Below are 15,927 nucleotides of genomic sequence, written 5' to 3'. Positions count from 1 at the left end.
CTGCATGAAAAAGCCCGGCGTTGCCGGGCTTTTTTCGTATCGATGCTGGTGATTGCTCAATGGCTGTTGTAGCCCTTCGAATCGGTGTTTTCCGCTGCGCCCTGGCCACGGCGCGACGTCCACGATCCGCTGTTGCGTGCTTGCGGGCACACCGTCATGTATTGGCTAAGCGAGTCGTAATCGGCCTGCTGCCAGTTGCGCACGCCGTAGTAGTTCTCGGGCCGGCACAGGAAGGTCGGCGTCCACGCGCCGGTATACGGCGGCAGCGGCACCCAGCACTTCGGCGACTGGATTTCGTTGTGTTCGATGGATGGCCCCTGTGTGCAGAACACGAAGGGATCGTTCTGGCGGTAGCGCAGCTGCTCGTAGAAGCCCGGGCCCTGGGCCACGGCGATGCCTGAAGCGACCAGGGCGATGCCGCCCGCGGCCAAAAGAATCCGACGCTTGTTCACGTTGCCACTCCCCCAAGTCCCGTTCGGGCGGATCGTAACATAATGTGATTGCAGTCAAGAAATCGTCAAGCGAGTGCCTCCAGCTGGACGATCCCGCCCAGCAGGCGGTCGAGCCGGCCCAGCAGGGCCAGGCGATTGCGGCGGATGGCCGGGTCGTCGGCGTTGACCATCACCTGGTCGAAGAAGCGGTCCACATGCGGGCGCAGGTGGGCCAACCGGGTCAGGGCGGCGACGTAGTCGTGGCCGCTGGCGTGGACTTCGGCTTCGGTCGCGGCCAGCGCCTCGCCCAGTTCGAGCTCGGCCGGTTCCACCAGCAGGGCGTGGTCGATGTCGGCGGGGATTTCGCCTTCGGCCTTGCGCAGGATGTTGCGGATGCGCTTGCTGGCGGCGGCCAGCGCTTCGGCTTCCGGCAGCTGGGCGAATTCCCCGATGGCGTCGATGCGGCGATCGAAGTCGTACAGCGAATGCGGGCGCTTGCCGGCCACGGCGTTGAAGTGCGTCGCCGGGACGTTCTTGTCGCCGTAATAGCCCTTCAGGCGGTCGAGGATGAAGTCGTAGAGATCGGAGGTCTCGGCCTGCACGTTCTTCGCTGCAAGACCGGCGTTGGCGGTGGCAAGCAAATGGACGAGATCGAGATCGAATCCGCTCTCGATGATCGTGCGCGCCAGGCCCAGTGCATTGCGGCGCAACGCGAACGGGTCTTTGTTGCCGGTCGGCTTGAGTCCTGCGGCGAATCCGCCGGTCAGCGTGTCGAGGCGTTCGGCGATCGCCAGCACCTTGCCCAGCGGCGACAGCGCGATGTCGTCGCCGGCGAAGCGCGGGTGGTAGGCCTCGTCGATCGCCAGCGCGATTTCGCTGGGCTCATTCGCGGCGGCTGCGTAATGACGGCCGGCGATGCCCTGCAGTTCCGGGAATTCGTTGACCATGCGCGATTGCAGGTCGTTCTTCGACAGTTCCGCGGCGCGGCGCGCCTGCGCCGGATCGGCGCCGACCTGCCTGGCGATCGTTTCCGCGAGTGCGGCGACGCGCGCCACCTTGTCGGCGACGCTGCCGAGCTTGGCCTGGTAGGTCACGGTCTTGAGGCCATCGCCCATCGCGGGGAGGCCTTGCTTCAGGTCTTCGTCGAAGAAGAACTTGGCGTCGGCGAAGCGCGGGCGGATCACACGCTCGTAGCCCTTGCGGACTTCCGCGGCGTCCTTGGAATCGATGTTGGCGATGCCGATGAAGTGCTCGCTCAATTGCTGCGCGCCATCCAGCACCGCGAAGAATTTCTGGTTGGTCTCCATCGTGGAGACCAGCGCCTCGTGCGGCACGGCGAGGAATTCGCGCTCGAACTTGCAGGCGACCGCGACCGGCCATTCCACCAGTCCGTTCACTTCTTCCAGCAGGTCGTCGGAGATGCGTGCGTGGCCACCAACAGTCTTCGCGGCCTGCTGCGCTTCGTTGCGGATGCGCGCGCGACGTTCGTCGGCATCGACCAGCACGTGGGCGTCGCGCAGTGCGGTGACGTAATCATGGGCGGCGTTGATCCACACCGGCTTGTCGTGCATGAAGCGATGGCCGCGCGACATGCGGCCTGACTTCGTGCCCATCAATTCGCAATCGACCACCTCGTTGCCGAACAGCAGCACCAGCCAGTGCGCCGGACGCGCGAAGGCGTAATCGTGATCGCCCCAGCGCATCGGCTTGGGAATCGGCATCGCCGCGATCGCCTCGCGCACGATGTCCGGCAACAGGTCGGCGGTACGTGCACCAGCGCGGCGCGAACGATGGACGAAGCGCTCACCCTTGTTGTCGGAGGTGCGTTCGAGCTGCGTCCACTCGATGCCGGCCTTCGCCGCGAAACCTTCCAGCGCCTTGGTCGGCTGGCCATTCGCATCGAGCGCGATGTTGAGATACGGTCCCAACACTTCGCTGGCCTGTTCCGGCTGTTCGTCGGCGACGGCGGACAGTAGAACGCCGAGCCGGCGCGGCGTGTACAGCGGCTTGGCATCGCCGCGATCGAAGGCAATCCCGCGCGATTCCAATCCGGACACGATGCCGTCGAAGAAGGCTTGGGCGAGACCCGGAAGCGCCTTGACCGGCAACTCGTCGGTGCCGAGTTCGATCAGGAGCGGAAGCTGTTGACTCATGGTGTGGACCTTGTTTCCTGCGCGCTCAATTGGTTTTCGGCGCGTCGAATGGAGCGTAGAACTGCTTGAATGTTGGCAGGGCTTCGTAGCCGTCGACACGCGACTGCAATGCCGGGAATGCGGCGAGATCGATTGGCACGGCATCGCGCAGATAGGTCGCGGCACAGGCGAGCATGATGTCGGCCTGCGAGATCGCGTCGCCGACCAGCCAATCGCGGTCGGCGCGTTCGCGGCAGATGCGGTCGAGTTCTCCCAGCGACGCTTCGCTCTGGGCGCGGCAGCGCTTGAGCCACGGCGCGTGATGCATCTCGACCGGGCGGAAGATGCGTTCGTAGACCAGCAGGATGCCCTTGTCGAGTGCACCGACCGCCAGTGCGGTGATCCTCAAGGCATCGCGGCGCTGCGGATCGGTCGCGGGCAGCAGCTGGTGTTCGTGGCCGGGCAGGCGATCGAGCCAGTCGACGATCAGCGCCGATTCGGTCAATGCCTCGCCATCGTCCAGGACCAGGACCGGCACGCGCCCCTGCGGGTGGAATTCGCGGATCTTCGCCGCGTCCTTGCCTACCGACCAGTTGTAGTGTTCGAACGATTGCCCGAGCAGCGACAGGCTGATGGCGACGCGCCGCACGAATGGCGAGTCGTACATTCCGATCAGGATCATGCAGCGTCCTTCTTGTGCTTGAGCCCGGGGAATCCGAGCTTCTCGCGCTGGGCGAAGTAGGCTTCGGCCACGGCCTGCGCCAGCTTGCGCACGCGCAGGATGTAGCGCTGGCGCTCAGTCACGCTGATGGCGCGGCGGGCATCGAGCAGGTTGAAGCTGTGGCTGGCCTTCATCACCTGTTCGTAGGCGGGCAACGGCAGGCCAGCTTCGACCAGCTTCATCGCTTCGGTTTCGCAGGCATCGAAACGATGGAACAGTTCGGCGACGTCGGCATATTCGAAGTTGTAGGTGCTCTGCTCGACTTCGTTCTGGTGGTAGACGTCGCGATAGGTCACGGCAGTGCCATCGGGACCGTAAGTCCAGACGAGGTCGAACACGTTGTCGACGTTCTGCAGGTACATGCACAGGCGCTCGAGGCCGTAGGTGATCTCGCCCAGCACCGGCTTGCATTCGATGCCGCCGGCCTGCTGGAACCAGGTGAACTGGGTCACCTCCATGCCGTTCAGCCACACTTCCCAGCCGAGACCCCAGGCGCCAAGCGTCGGCGATTCCCAGTTGTCCTCGACCAGCCGCAGGTCGTGCACCAGCGGATCGACGCCGAGCGCCTTCAACGATTCGAAATACAGTTCGACGATGTTGTCCGGCGACGGCTTCATCACCACCTGGTACTGGTAGTAGCGTTGCAGGCGGTTGGGATTCTCGCCGTAGCGGCCGTCGGTGGGACGACGGCAGGGCTGCACGTAGGCGGCGTTCCACGGCTCCGGGCCCAGCGCGCGCAGGAAGGTGGCGGGGTGGAAGGTGCCGGCGCCGACTTCCAGGTCGAGCGGCTGGATCAGCACGCAGCCCTGTTCGCCCCAGTAGGCATTGAGGCGCTGGATGAGTTCCTGGAAGGTGATGGAAACGCGCGCGGCAGGCATTCGGAACGGCCGGAAATTTAACTATCGTTAGTATAAATGGCATCTACTTTCGTCTCAGTATCCGATTTATGTCTCGCTTCCTCATCCTCCAGACCGGACAACCGGTGACCAGCCAGCGCCGCCACGGCGGATTCGCCCATTGGATCCGCGTCGCCGCGGGGCTGGGCCACGACCAGGCCGAAGTGGTCGATGTCGAAGCAGGCGAGGCCTTGCCGACCCATCGCGATTACGCCGGCGTGCTGGTTTCGGGGTCGCCGGCGATGGTGACCGAGCGCCACGACTGGAGCGAGCGCAGTGCCGAATGGCTGCGCGATGCCGCCCATGCCGACATGCCGATCCTCGGCATTTGCTACGGCCACCAGTTGCTGGCGCATGCGTTGGGTGGCGAAGCCGGCGACAACCCGCGCGGCCGCGAGATGGGCACGGTCGACGTGCGGCTGGAAACCGCCGCCAACACGGATCCGCTGTTCGCCGGATTGCCGCAGACATTCCGCGCGCAGGTCACCCATCGCCAGAGCGCGCTGCGCATGCCGGAAGGTGGCGTGTTGCTTGCGACCTCCGACCTCGATGCCTGCCAGGCCTTCCGCTGGGGCCGGGCGACCTGGGGCCTGCAGTTCCATCCCGAATTCAGCGCCGCGCGCATGCATGGCTACGTGCGCGCCCGCGCCGACACCTTGCGCGCGGAAGGACATGATCCCGACGCGATGTCGCGTACGATTGCGCCTGCGCCGGTGGCCCGCAAGGTGCTCCGCCGCTTCATCCAGCACGCACGCAATCACGGAACCAAATGACGATGGACGAAACGACGCCCGACAACATCCGCAAGGTCCCGGCATCCGCCGGCGCGCAATGGCTGATCGACGGCTTCGCATTGCTGAAGGCATCGCCGGGCGGATTCGGCGTGATGGGCGTGCTGTACGGCGTGTTCGCGGCGGTCATGGCCGGCATTGTGTTGTTGTTGCCGCCGGCCGGATTCGTGGTGCAGACAGTGTGGTATCTCGTCGCCCCGATCCTGACGGCGGGACTGGTCTGGGCCGCGCATGAAGTGGCTGCAGGGCGTCATGTCGGTGTGGCGACCTACTTCGAACCGTTCAGGCAGGAGAAAGTGCCTTCCTTGCTGGCCACGTTGCTGCCGCAGCTCGCCGGAGCGGTATTGATCGTCGCGCTCGCGTTCGTGCTGATCGGCGCCGACAACATGCGCACGATGGTCGCGATGTTCGAAAAGATGCGTGAACCGGGTGCGCAACCGGATCCTGCATTGCTGGCGTCGTTGCCTGCAGGCGGCGTTCTGCTGTGGATGCTGTGTTCGGTGGTGATCGGGATCGCGGTGTTTTTCATCACGTTCGTCGCCATTCCCGCGATCATGCTTGGCGGCAAGAATGTGGCTGCGGCCTTGCGCGACAGTTGGCGTGCATGCCTGAACAACCTGCTGGCGATCGTGGTTCTGATCGTACTGATCGCCATCATGTTTGTCGGCATCGCCATGCTGGCCGGCATCCTCGGCGTGATCATCGGACTGGTTGCCGGCCAGCTGGCGCAGGCATTGGTGGTCCAGTTCACGATGATGGCGGTGTTTGCGCCGGTGATGGCCGCTGCCGCAGTCAGCGCCTGGCGATCGATGCTGGGACAGGAAGCCGTTCCTCCCGCGCTGCCGACGGGGCAGTTGCAGGCTTGAGCCGGGCAGGATCGCTTTCGATCATTGCGATCCTCCCAGCAGGCGTTCGCTGAGCGGCACCAGTCGCAACCCGACCTGCGCGACGCGATCGTCGTGCAGGCGATGCACGGTGAGGATGGCATTGCCAATCGAAAGCTGGTCGCCGGGTTGCGGTTGTTCGTCGAAGCGTTCGTCGAACAATCGCGCGGCGGTGTGCTTGGCGAAGCGCTTGGGCAGGTGCAGGCCGTAGAACTCGGCGATGTCACCGAGCGGCGCATCGCCGCCGAACTGGAATTCGCCGAAGCCCGGTTGCAATGCGCTTCCCGATTCGGCGCCACGTCCGGCGAAATACCAGTCGAGTCGGCGTGCGGAGGTGGTCGGGGCCAGCATGTAGGCGTAATCGCTCGCGCGCAGTCCGTCGATTTCCTCGCCCTGCAGGATGCGGCCTTCGCGCACCACCATGGCGACGCGGACGTCGAGTGGCCAGCTCGTGGTGTCCAGCGCGCGCGCGCCGGGCGCCACGCGATAGCCGAGCAGTTCGTAATCGAGCTGGCCCGGGAGATCGAGATGGACGCGGCGGGTGTCGGGATCGTTGCGCGGCACCGCGACGCCGAAGGCATGCGCGGCGCGCTCCAGCGTCCAGCCCTGGATCACCAGCGAGGCCAGCACGACGACGAAGGCGACGTTGAAGTACAGCCATGCGTTCGGCAATTGCGCCAGCAAGGGAATCGACGCCAGGAAGATGCTGACCGCACCACGCAAACCGACCCAGGAGATGAAGCCGATCTCTCCCCAGCGATAGCGGAACGGCAGCAGGCACAACAAGGTCGCGGCGGGACGCGCAATGAACATCAGGAACGCGGCGACGCCCAGCGCCGGCCACATCACGTTCAACAGCGCATGTGGGGTGGCCAGCAGGCCGAGCAGCAGGAACATCACCAGTTGCGCGAACCAAGTCGCGGCGTCCTGCACCGATGACACTTCGCTGCGCGCGCGCACGGGGCGGTTGGCGACGATCACGCCGGCTGCGTAGACCGCGAGATAGCCGCTGCCGCCGATCAGGTTGGTGAGCGCAAACAACGTGACCGCGCCGGCCATCGCCAGCCAGGGATGGAGGCCGGACGGGAAGTCGTAGCGATTGAGCGCGGCGACGATTAGGCGACCGCCGCCGTAGCCCATCACCGCGCCGCAACCCATCGCCCATACCACCTGCAACGCGATCGCCGCGACGCTGCCGTGTCCGCTGCCGGCGATCCAGCCGCTGAGTGCGACGGTCAGGAACACCGCCATCGGGTCGTTCGCACCCGATTCGATTTCAAGCGTGCTGGCGGTGCGCCGCTCCAGGTGCAGGCCGCGTGCGCGGATCAGGAAGAACACCGCGGCGGCATCGGTCGAGGCAAGCACCGTGCCGAGCAATAACGATTGCAGCACGGGCAGTTCGAGCAACACGTGTGCAGCGACTGCGGTCAGCGATGCGGTGACCAGCACGCCGATGGTCGAGAGCACGAGTGCCGGCCGGATCGCGCCACGCACCTGCGATGCACGCGTCTGCAAACCGCCGTCGAACAGGATCAGGCAGAGCGCGAGTGCCCCGATCTGATAGGTGAAGCCGGCATCGTCGTAGCGGATGCCGCCGGGGCCATCGACGCCCAGCAACAGGCCAAGGATGAGGAAGACCAGCAACAACGGTGCACCGAAACGGCGGGCAAGCAGCGACGAGCCGATCCCGGCCAGGACCAGGACGGCATAGCCGAGCAGGCGGTTGTCGATGTGGTGCAATTGCTCCAAGCGCGCATCCGTCGACCAGGGGATGAGGCCATGCTAGCAATACCGCATTGCATGGCGCCGACAGTCAGGCGTAGGGCGTTGCCGGTCGGTAACTCAGAGCTTCCGCGAGATGCGGAGTGGCGATCCCGGCGCTGCCGTCGAGGTCGGCAATGGTGCGGGCGACACGGAGGATGCGATGCATCGCGCGCGCCGACAGTTGCAGGCGTTCGACCGCGGTTTCGAGCAGGCGCTGGTCGTCCGCCGCGAGCCGGCAATCGCGCATCACCTCGCGTGGCTGCAGGCGGCTGTTGATCGTGTCGGCGCGACGCATTTGGCGATTGCGCGCGGCAAGGACGCGTTCACGGACGACGGCGCTGGATTCTCCCGGTGGCGCATCGGGGCGCAATTCCGCGGGCGGCAGGCGCTGGACGTGGACATGCAGGTCGATGCGATCGAGGATCGGTCCGGAGATGCGCGCGCGATAGCGCTGGATCGACTCCGCGCTGCAGTTGCAGCGTCCGCTGGTATCTCCCGCCCAACCGCAGGGGCAGGGATTCATGGCCGCGACGAGCTGGAAACGAGCCGGAAATTCCGTGCGCCGTGCCGAGCGGGCGATATGCACCACGCCGGTTTCCAGCGGCTCGCGCAGCATTTCCAGCGCGCGGCGATCCCATTCGGACTGGAAGATTCCAAGGATCCCTTCGAAGAGGGTCTCTTGCGCTGCATGTTCAGTACATGCAAACAAAAGATAGCGACGCGAGTGCAAGTCTCCATAAGAGGGCGTTAGCTCATAGCTACTCCCACTTCCCAGATTGGGCAAGAGGACTTGCGCCGATTAACGAAAATCAAAGCTGCCCCATTACCTTGAAGTTACTGGCAGCTTGGGCATCGCTAGGCAAATTCGCGTTCAATAAATGAATGGGGCGACGAAATAAATACGAGCGCAGACGCAAATATTATGACTATGCAGTCACATATTTGTGCTAGGGTCGGTGGAGGGGCAATTTAGGGGAGAGCAATGAAAATCAGGCCTAGCCTTGTCTTGGGCATCGCGGCGTTGTGCGCCGTAATCGGAAGCGGCGCTGTACCCGAAAGTGCCGCGCAGCAGACACAGGGGCTGCCGCCGAGTGCGCCGCCGGTCGAGAATTACTGCTATCAATCATCTTGCTATCCCACCCTAGATCAGGCCGTTCAAGCGATCAGCAATTCCTTGCCAGATCACCCGCAGATGAAAAAGGTTGCGGAGCGTATGGAGGGAGTGAACAACGCGTATGTATACAAGACTGACGATAAAGCCCCGATAGCGTTCTATCAGACAGGCTATACGACTGGTACGCGAAGTAGTCCTGTGACAACTTGTCAGCAAGTCCCGCGGCCTGCTGGATTTCCCGCAGACTATCCGATGCGAGCTTGTGTGGATGAAAATGAAGCTGTTGCAGGAGTCACATCACTTTTGATTGATGAGCAAAGCTCTTCAGACACGCAATGTGTTGATGCTGGTGGATACTTCGAATACAACTATATTTTGCCATACGAAGAGTCGTATCCGGTGGAGGAAGGCAGTGTCTTTGGAATCGTCCGTAGTGGCATAGGATCATGGGCCAACACCGATCCGCCTCCTTACCGTAGATATCACTACAAATTGCAATGCGGTAATTCAATTTATGAAGATGCGCTACCGATAGAAAGAGACACGGTTTACCAATGTCCAACGGACTACAAGCCCATAAATGTAATCAGCCCTCAGGCATATAACTACGTGTATTACCCAGGGGTCCGCACTATTGTGTGGCCCAATTTGTGCGAATCAAAAGATTACGTCATTCTGAAAGCCATCAAGCAAGTTGCGTCCGACAAAAATAATTGCAATCCCTGTCATGCGGCGACAGGTGATAAATCTCGAGAGGAGGAGGACTTCGAATTTGCTGGCCGGAAATATACGCGTTATTACCACTCAGTAAGCGCATCGGCAGGCGCTCCTAGTTGGACGCATACTTTTGGTGATATCGCATTCGGTGGGAGTGCGGCGGACAAGTTGTTCAGAGATGATGGTTATATTTATGATCTGTCACACGATAGTTCCGCAAACACGATACTTGTGCCAAATACCGGTGGTGGGATTTTCAATTTTCAAGCCGGAAATGGCGAAAGCGAGTATTTGGAGCCGGATGGGGACATCAAGCATTTCAATTGGATCGGGTTTCTAACCTCAATTCGAAATCCTGCGGATCCATCGCGCGATGTCACGATCAATTATGTGAATCCATATTCACCACAAATACAGAGTGTGGTGGATGGCTCAGGAAGGGCTCTGACTTTCAGTTATGCCGGCCAGCAATTAAGCGGGATCTCGCTGCCAGATGGCCGCACTATTCAATACGGATACGATCAGAATTCAAATTTGGTGTCCGTTGATTACGGCAATGGGCAAATCAAAAGATATGTCTATGGAGAAGCAGGTCTTGCACCAAGTGGCGGGGTGGGCCTGCTCACCGGCATCATTTCTGAAGACGGGCAGCGTTACGGCACCTTTGGATATGACCAGTATGGCCGCGTAATTTCCAGCGTCCTTTTGGACAACGGCAATCCAGTCGACACCACGCAAATATCGTATCCGGACGGAACTCATGCGGCAGTGCAAACCGCCAACGGTCAAATTCGCACCTACCAATACAAAAACGACGCGTATCGTAAGCCGCTGTCCATTGTCGATAATTCTGGTGCTGCAGCATATGAATATGATGCCGGCTCACGTGTCACAAAGGGCACTGATCCGCGCGGGGTGGTAACGACTTACTCCTATACGCCAACTTATGAGAGCAGCCGGACTGAGGCAGTCGGTACCGTCCAACAGCGGCGTATTGAAACAGATCGCGAGCCCAGTCTAAATCTCATTACTGCCAGAAGAGTCTTTGACGTCAATAATGTTTTGAAGTCGAAAGAAACTTGGACGTATAACGCCCGCGGACAGGCGTTAACACATTCGTATATTGATCCAACAACCAACGCAGCACGGACTACGACAACAACTTATTGTGAAAATGCCACTGCGTGCGGTCGGATTGGGTTGGTGCTGTCAATCAATGGCCCGCGTACTGATGTCAATGACGTCAGTACCTATAGCTATTACCTGAGCGATGATCCTGCTTGCACTTCGGCGCCAACCACATGTGCGCATCGCAAGGGGGATCTTTGGAAAACCACTAATGCGCTTGGGCGGGTTATAGAGATATTGGCATATGACGGCGCGGGCCATGTCTTGTCGGTAAAAGATACGAATGGCGTGATTACTGACTTTGCCTATACCTCACGAGGCTGGCTATCGAGCAAAACCGTGCGAGGTGGCGGCATAGGACCCGATCGTCAAACCCGAATCGAATATTGGCCTACTGGTCTCGTCAGCTTTATATATCAGCCGGATAACAGCTTTTCCGCGTTTACATACGACAACGCGCACCGATTAACGGATGTATTCGATAGTGCCGGAAACAAAATTCATTACACGCTAGACAATGCGGGAAACAGGACAAAGGAAGACACTAGTGATCCGAATGGAGCGCTGACCCGCACCCTGTCGCGAGTCTATAACCAGATAGGCCAGTTGCAGCAATATTTAACTGCGAACAATCACGCTACGACGTATGTCTATGATCCGAATGGCAATGTCACTGAGATGAGTGACGCGCTAGGTCACAGTACGGACAAAAGCTACGATCCCTTAGGGCGTCTGGCGCAGACTCTGCAAGATACCAGTGGCGTCAATGCCGCTACACAGTATGGCTATGACGCCAATGATCATCTGACACAGGTGATTGACCCAAAAGGACTGGCTACCAGCTATAGCTACAACGGCTTCGGGGACCTTGTTCAACTCGTAAGTCCAGACACTGGAACGACTAGCTATACCTACGATTTAGTCGGAAATCGTGTAAGCCAGACCGATGCTCGTGGCATCAATGCCAACTACACTTACGACGCAATAAATCGTGTTATCGCTGTGGCATATTCGGACAGCAGTTATAACCAGAGCTACACTTATGACGCCGTTCAAAGTGTTTGTCTCGCGGGAGAGCAAACAGCAATTGGAAAACTGACCGGCATGCAGACTAGGGGGGTGACTACCCAGTATTGCTACGATCGTTGGGGTCAGATGGTGCGCAAAGTCCAGGCCGTGGCGGGTCTATCGCAAGTGACTCGATATACCTACGACGTCTATGGTCGCGTGCAAACCTTGATCTATCCCGATGGCGGCATCGTGGATTACGTGCGTAATTCACTTGGACAGATCAGTGAGGTTGGCTATACACCAGCTAGTGGTAGCCGTGCAGTAGTCGTCTCAAGTGTTGTCTATGCGCCATTCGGCCCAGCAATTGGCTGGAACTACGGAAATGGCCGCCACCTCGATAAAACGCTGACGCTCGACTATCGGCCCAACAGCATCTATGACAGCCAGTCGGGTGGGCTGAGCTATTCCTATGGCTATGATGCTGCGGGCAATCTTGGCGCGCTCAAAGACGGCACGCAGACTACCGACCTCAATAAGTTCGTGTACGACGGCCTGAACAGATTAACGCAACAGCAGAACGGGCTGGGTTCACCTTTGTACACCTGGAGCTATGACGCAACAGGAAACCGTACGCAAACGCAGAGCATAGTCAGTGGAACTCAGGCGTACACATATGATACGAGCAGCCATCATCTTTCTCAGCTCGCCGCGCTAACACGCAGCTACGACGCGGTAGGTAATACCACGGATGCTGGGGCTGGAAAAACATATGTCTATGGCCCCGATAATCGAATGGGGAGCGTGCAGCTAGGTACAACATCTGTGCAGTACGCCTACGACGGTCATGGGCAGCAGGTGTTGCGGCAGGGGGTAAGCACCAGCATCTATGCCTACGACGAAAGCGGCCACTGGATGGGAGAGTATTCATCAACTGGAGATCCAAAGCAGCAAATAATCTGGTTGGATGACCTTCCGGTGGGTATTGTTACGACCGCAAATGCGGTATCCGCGCTGGCCTATATCGAGCCTGATCATCTGGGTACACCACGAGCAGTAATTGATGCCACACGCAATGTCGCGATCTGGAGCTGGCCACTAACTGGAGAGGCATTCGGCAGCGTGCAACCGGATCAAGATCCGGACGGCGATGGCATACTGTTCTCACTCGATATGCGCTTCTCCGGACAGCGCTACGACAGCGTTTCTGGGCTTAATCAGAACTGGAATCGCGACTACGAAGCTATTACTGGTCGTTACGTGCAGAGCGATCCATTGGGGCTTCAAACGAGCAATGCGACATATAGCTACGTTGACGGCAATCCTTTCAGTGAAGCTGACCCTCAGGGTTTGGAAGGGCATGGAAGCTGGTCGACCCCCCCTGGCTCTTGTAGGTGCAAAGATATTGTGAGTCGGGCAATGGCTATGAATAACGATAGGGAATATAGTGCCGCGGGAAATAAGGGGCCTGGTCCCGGAACCAATAAGTGCAACATATTTGTCGGCGATGTACTTGAGCCCACAGGTGTTCAACCTAGGCGATGGGCTGGGTTTGGGGGGGCAATATCAGCGGGAACTTGGGGCGATCCCTCCGCAGAAATACCGAATTTTCCAGTTGTCCATGACCCACAGCCAGGAGATGTGGTGGCAATTGCGCACCAATACACTGATGCATCTGGACACGTTGCAATCGTACTCGTCCCCGGCAAAACTTCAATTGGCGCAGGCACCAGTTCGGGGTCGCATGTCACGGGATGGCCGTGGAACGGCGATAAGCCTCGGGGTGTTCCGGTTTATAGGAGATGCACATGTTAATTCGAAACAAAGTACTAGTCGTCGCGTTGGCTATCTTGGGCCTGTTGGTCGCAATAGTACGCATACAAATTGGCAACCTCCCTCAAGAGTGGGAAGGATTGACTGGAAAATCTAACTCGCAGATATATGCGCGACTTGGCCCGCCTACTGAAGATGCAACGGCGAAAGAATTTGTGGCTTGGACAAAACAGTATTGGTGGGGGACCAGAGAGTTGAAATTAATTTCAGCCGATTGCTGCCAAGCGAATAAGGTTCCAGATAATTTATTTTATAGCGTACATTTGCGTGGCTTTTATCGGCCAGTAGTGAATCAATCAATTGAAAATACACATACAAATTGAAGTGCGAATAAGAAATGGCCAGGAGCTCATGGTTAGGCTCCTAGCCATCAACTGTAGTATTTAGTTGATATTACGAATGATGTCCTCGATTTTTGTAACGTCTGGCGTCTTATCAAGATATTCCTGGTAAGCGCGACGAGCATTTGTGATCATCCCCTTGTACGTGAACGCTTGCATATCCTGCTTGCGAAGATCATCAAGTGCATCGCCAAAGGTTGTCCTAGGTAATTCCTCAGTAACGAAATAAACGTCAACTGGGGGATGGCGCCCATTAAATCCTGCAACATCTGGGTGCGTCCTCAAGTATTCGGTAACAGCAGCCTTGTACTTCTTTCCCTGCTTAATTAGGTCTTGAACATCTATAGCGCGTAATCCTGGCTTTTTCAATTCCACGATTACATGTCTGCCAGTGGAGGTACGGTAAGCAATATCTAAACGCGCTCCCGTCTCGTTGTCGGGTGAAACTGCCTTAAGTTCTTTTGTTAATGTTTGCTCCATGATCTTGCTTTCGCCGACTGGGCCCCAAGTTGGATCAAGTAACCATAGGTGTTCGAATAGATATTCTTGCGCCACCTTTTCCAAGGCGCGAGTGTCCACGATCTCTTTTTCGAACTTCTCAATGACTTGTAGACGCGAACGAGTTATTTCGTGGTAATGAGTAGCCTCAATGTCGTCGAGATGGTGGAATATTTTCTGGAATTCGACGGACATAACATCTTGTATTTGATCTAAGCGATCAAGTTCTTTTCGAATCCTGAGCTTTTCAAATCCAATGATCGCGCTGCGAATCAAATCTCGTTTGATTTGTTGGTTTTTTTGCTCGTCGTTAGAATGCTCGGCGGTCAAAATCGGCGTAACAAGCCGTTTGGCAAGTTTGACGTCACGCGGATCCTCAAGAGAGGCGTACCAAGCCTCCAAGGCTACCTTGGTTTGCTCATCGTCACTGTCAACGTTCTGCTGGCGTCGCCATGTGTCCCATTGATCGGCAATCGTACCCAATGTGGTTTTCAGCCATTCTCGGACAGCCGTGACTAGGGGATCACCTGTCTTCACTGCCTCTCTATTGGCCGTGGCCCTATCAGTTTCATCAGCGTCCAGAAAATCGGCGTGAATTTCGCCGACGAGATAGCTATTGAAGATTTTCGCGTTCCCAATGTCCTTGAGCATGTCCTCTTGAAAGACACGACCATTCGCGAATAGGGATATCTGATTAATGTTGTCGTCTGTTTTCTTCAACTGCTTCGGAAGAAAAACTGTGCCAATGAAGCCGCGAAGTTCATAGAGATGATGATCATGAACAATGATATTGTTCAACCGTTCTACGCATTGCTTTCCATCTTCGTCACTTGCTAATGCGGTCGCTAACTTCAGTTGGTCTTCACGAGTTTTGTCATCAAGATCCCACCAAAATTGTAGGTCGCCATAATACCCGCGGTCCCGGGTTGTTACTTCGGCTCCGTTGATGAACACCTTGAAGTTATAAACGTTTCCTATAACGCTAAATCTTCTTGCAATGCGAGGTCGCAGGAATGCTTCGGTCTTGTCCGTTCCGGCATTCAGTTGAGACAAAAGTATCCTCGTCCCTGTTTGGTTCCCCCAAGCATAGGTCTCGATTGCGGGCTCTAAGGCATATTTGATGTTTTTCTTGATATCTTCACGCAGCTTATTAACAAGGACAGCTCCGGAGACTTCTGGGTCGTTTTCCATTTTTGACCAAACATCAATTCTGTTTGCCAAAGAAAACATGGCCAGCTTTCCGATACCCTTTCTTCCCATAACAGGGCGATGGAACTTGGGGCTTGTGCCTCCGCCAGGCTGTTCGCGCCGCGCATAGCCAACTTTCAGGAATCGGCCTTGAAGCTCTTTGGTGCCCATGCCGTGTCCATCATCCGCGACCAATATTTCGCCGTCTTTGATAGTGATATCAACACGAGTTGCATCTGCGTCCCAAGCATTAGCGACGATTTCTGTGACTACTGCTGGCGTGCTGCTATAAAGCCCGATTCCGAGATGGTTGAGAACATTGAGATCAACCTCTAGGCTAAATTGAGTGCCTTGCTGTTCTTCTATAACTGTTGCCATTACTGTCGCCTCCCCTGAACGAGCAGTGCAAATAAATAAGATTCTCTGCCGCTGGTAGATTAACCGATTGAATTTCCTCTGCGCGACACATGAAGTTTTCGCG

10 protein-coding genes and 1 pseudogene are annotated in these 15,927 nt (G+C 57.8%); 4 read left to right on the top strand and 7 right to left on the bottom strand.

Annotation, left to right across the window (positions count from 1 at the left end):
• Nucleotides 1-56: 56 nt before the first annotated feature.
• The 4 genes from ABE093_RS06415 to glyQ form a co-directional block, all read right to left on the bottom strand.
• Nucleotides 57-452: a hypothetical protein gene (locus ABE093_RS06415; RefSeq protein WP_430759996.1), complete on the bottom strand. Its 396-nt coding sequence runs from the start codon at nt 450-452 to the stop codon at nt 57-59.
• A gap of 65 nt (nt 453-517) precedes the next feature.
• Nucleotides 518-2,584, bottom strand: coding sequence for a glycine--tRNA ligase subunit beta (gene glyS, locus ABE093_RS06410; protein ID WP_430759995.1), 2,067 nt, complete (start codon nt 2,582-2,584; stop codon nt 518-520).
• 25 nt (nt 2,585-2,609) lie between these two features.
• Nucleotides 2,610-3,245 (bottom strand): glutathione S-transferase family protein, encoded by a 636-nt coding sequence (locus tag ABE093_RS06405; RefSeq protein ID WP_430759994.1) that lies wholly within the window; start codon nt 3,243-3,245, stop codon nt 2,610-2,612.
• Nucleotides 3,242-4,162 (bottom strand): glycine--tRNA ligase subunit alpha, encoded by a 921-nt coding sequence (glyQ, locus tag ABE093_RS06400; RefSeq protein ID WP_430759993.1) that lies wholly within the window; start codon nt 4,160-4,162, stop codon nt 3,242-3,244. The genes ABE093_RS06405 and glyQ overlap by 4 nt, the downstream gene beginning before the upstream one ends.
• Nucleotides 4,163-4,230: 68 nt before the next feature.
• On the opposite strand from glyQ, the gene ABE093_RS06395 reads away from it, so the two are divergent.
• Nucleotides 4,231-4,953, top strand: a complete 723-nt coding sequence (locus ABE093_RS06395) for a glutamine amidotransferase (protein ID WP_430759992.1) — start codon at nt 4,231-4,233, stop codon at nt 4,951-4,953.
• 2 nt (nt 4,954-4,955) lie between these two features.
• Complete coding sequence (locus ABE093_RS06390) at nt 4,956-5,837, top strand: BPSS1780 family membrane protein (protein ID WP_430759991.1); 882 nt, start codon at nt 4,956-4,958, stop codon at nt 5,835-5,837.
• Between the two features lie 21 nt (nt 5,838-5,858).
• Here ABE093_RS06390 and ABE093_RS06385 read toward each other — a convergent pair whose 3' ends face one another.
• Together ABE093_RS06385 and ABE093_RS06380 are read right to left on the bottom strand one after the other, a co-directional pair.
• Complete coding sequence (locus ABE093_RS06385) at nt 5,859-7,604, bottom strand: potassium/proton antiporter (protein ID WP_430759990.1); 1,746 nt, start codon at nt 7,602-7,604, stop codon at nt 5,859-5,861.
• A gap of 64 nt (nt 7,605-7,668) precedes the next feature.
• A pseudogene (locus tag ABE093_RS06380) lies at nt 7,669-8,259 on the bottom strand (ATP-binding protein); the annotation flags it as partial.
• Between the two features lie 342 nt (nt 8,260-8,601).
• On the opposite strand from ABE093_RS06380, the gene ABE093_RS06375 reads away from it, so the two are divergent.
• A complete protein-coding gene (locus tag ABE093_RS06375) occupies nt 8,602-13,401 on the top strand; it encodes an RHS repeat-associated core domain-containing protein (protein WP_430759989.1) in 4,800 nt (1,599 codons plus the stop codon).
• Nucleotides 13,395-13,742 carry a hypothetical protein gene (locus ABE093_RS06370; protein WP_430759988.1) on the top strand — a complete coding sequence of 116 codons (348 nt, stop codon included), beginning with the start codon at nt 13,395-13,397 and terminating at the stop codon, nt 13,740-13,742. The genes ABE093_RS06375 and ABE093_RS06370 overlap by 7 nt, the downstream gene beginning before the upstream one ends.
• Before the next feature lie 60 nt (nt 13,743-13,802).
• Here ABE093_RS06370 and ABE093_RS06365 read toward each other — a convergent pair whose 3' ends face one another.
• Nucleotides 13,803-15,824 (bottom strand): BbrUII/HgiDII family restriction enzyme, encoded by a 2,022-nt coding sequence (locus ABE093_RS06365; protein WP_430759987.1) that lies wholly within the window; start codon nt 15,822-15,824, stop codon nt 13,803-13,805.
• Between the last annotated feature and the right edge of the window lie 103 nt (nt 15,825-15,927).

The organism is Solilutibacter silvestris, assembly GCF_050574925.1.
Taxonomy (GTDB): Bacteria; Pseudomonadota; Gammaproteobacteria; order Xanthomonadales; family Xanthomonadaceae; genus Solilutibacter; species Solilutibacter silvestris_A.
The sequence above is the reverse complement of the archived record's forward strand: the minus strand, read 5'-3'. Positions and strand labels throughout refer to the sequence as shown.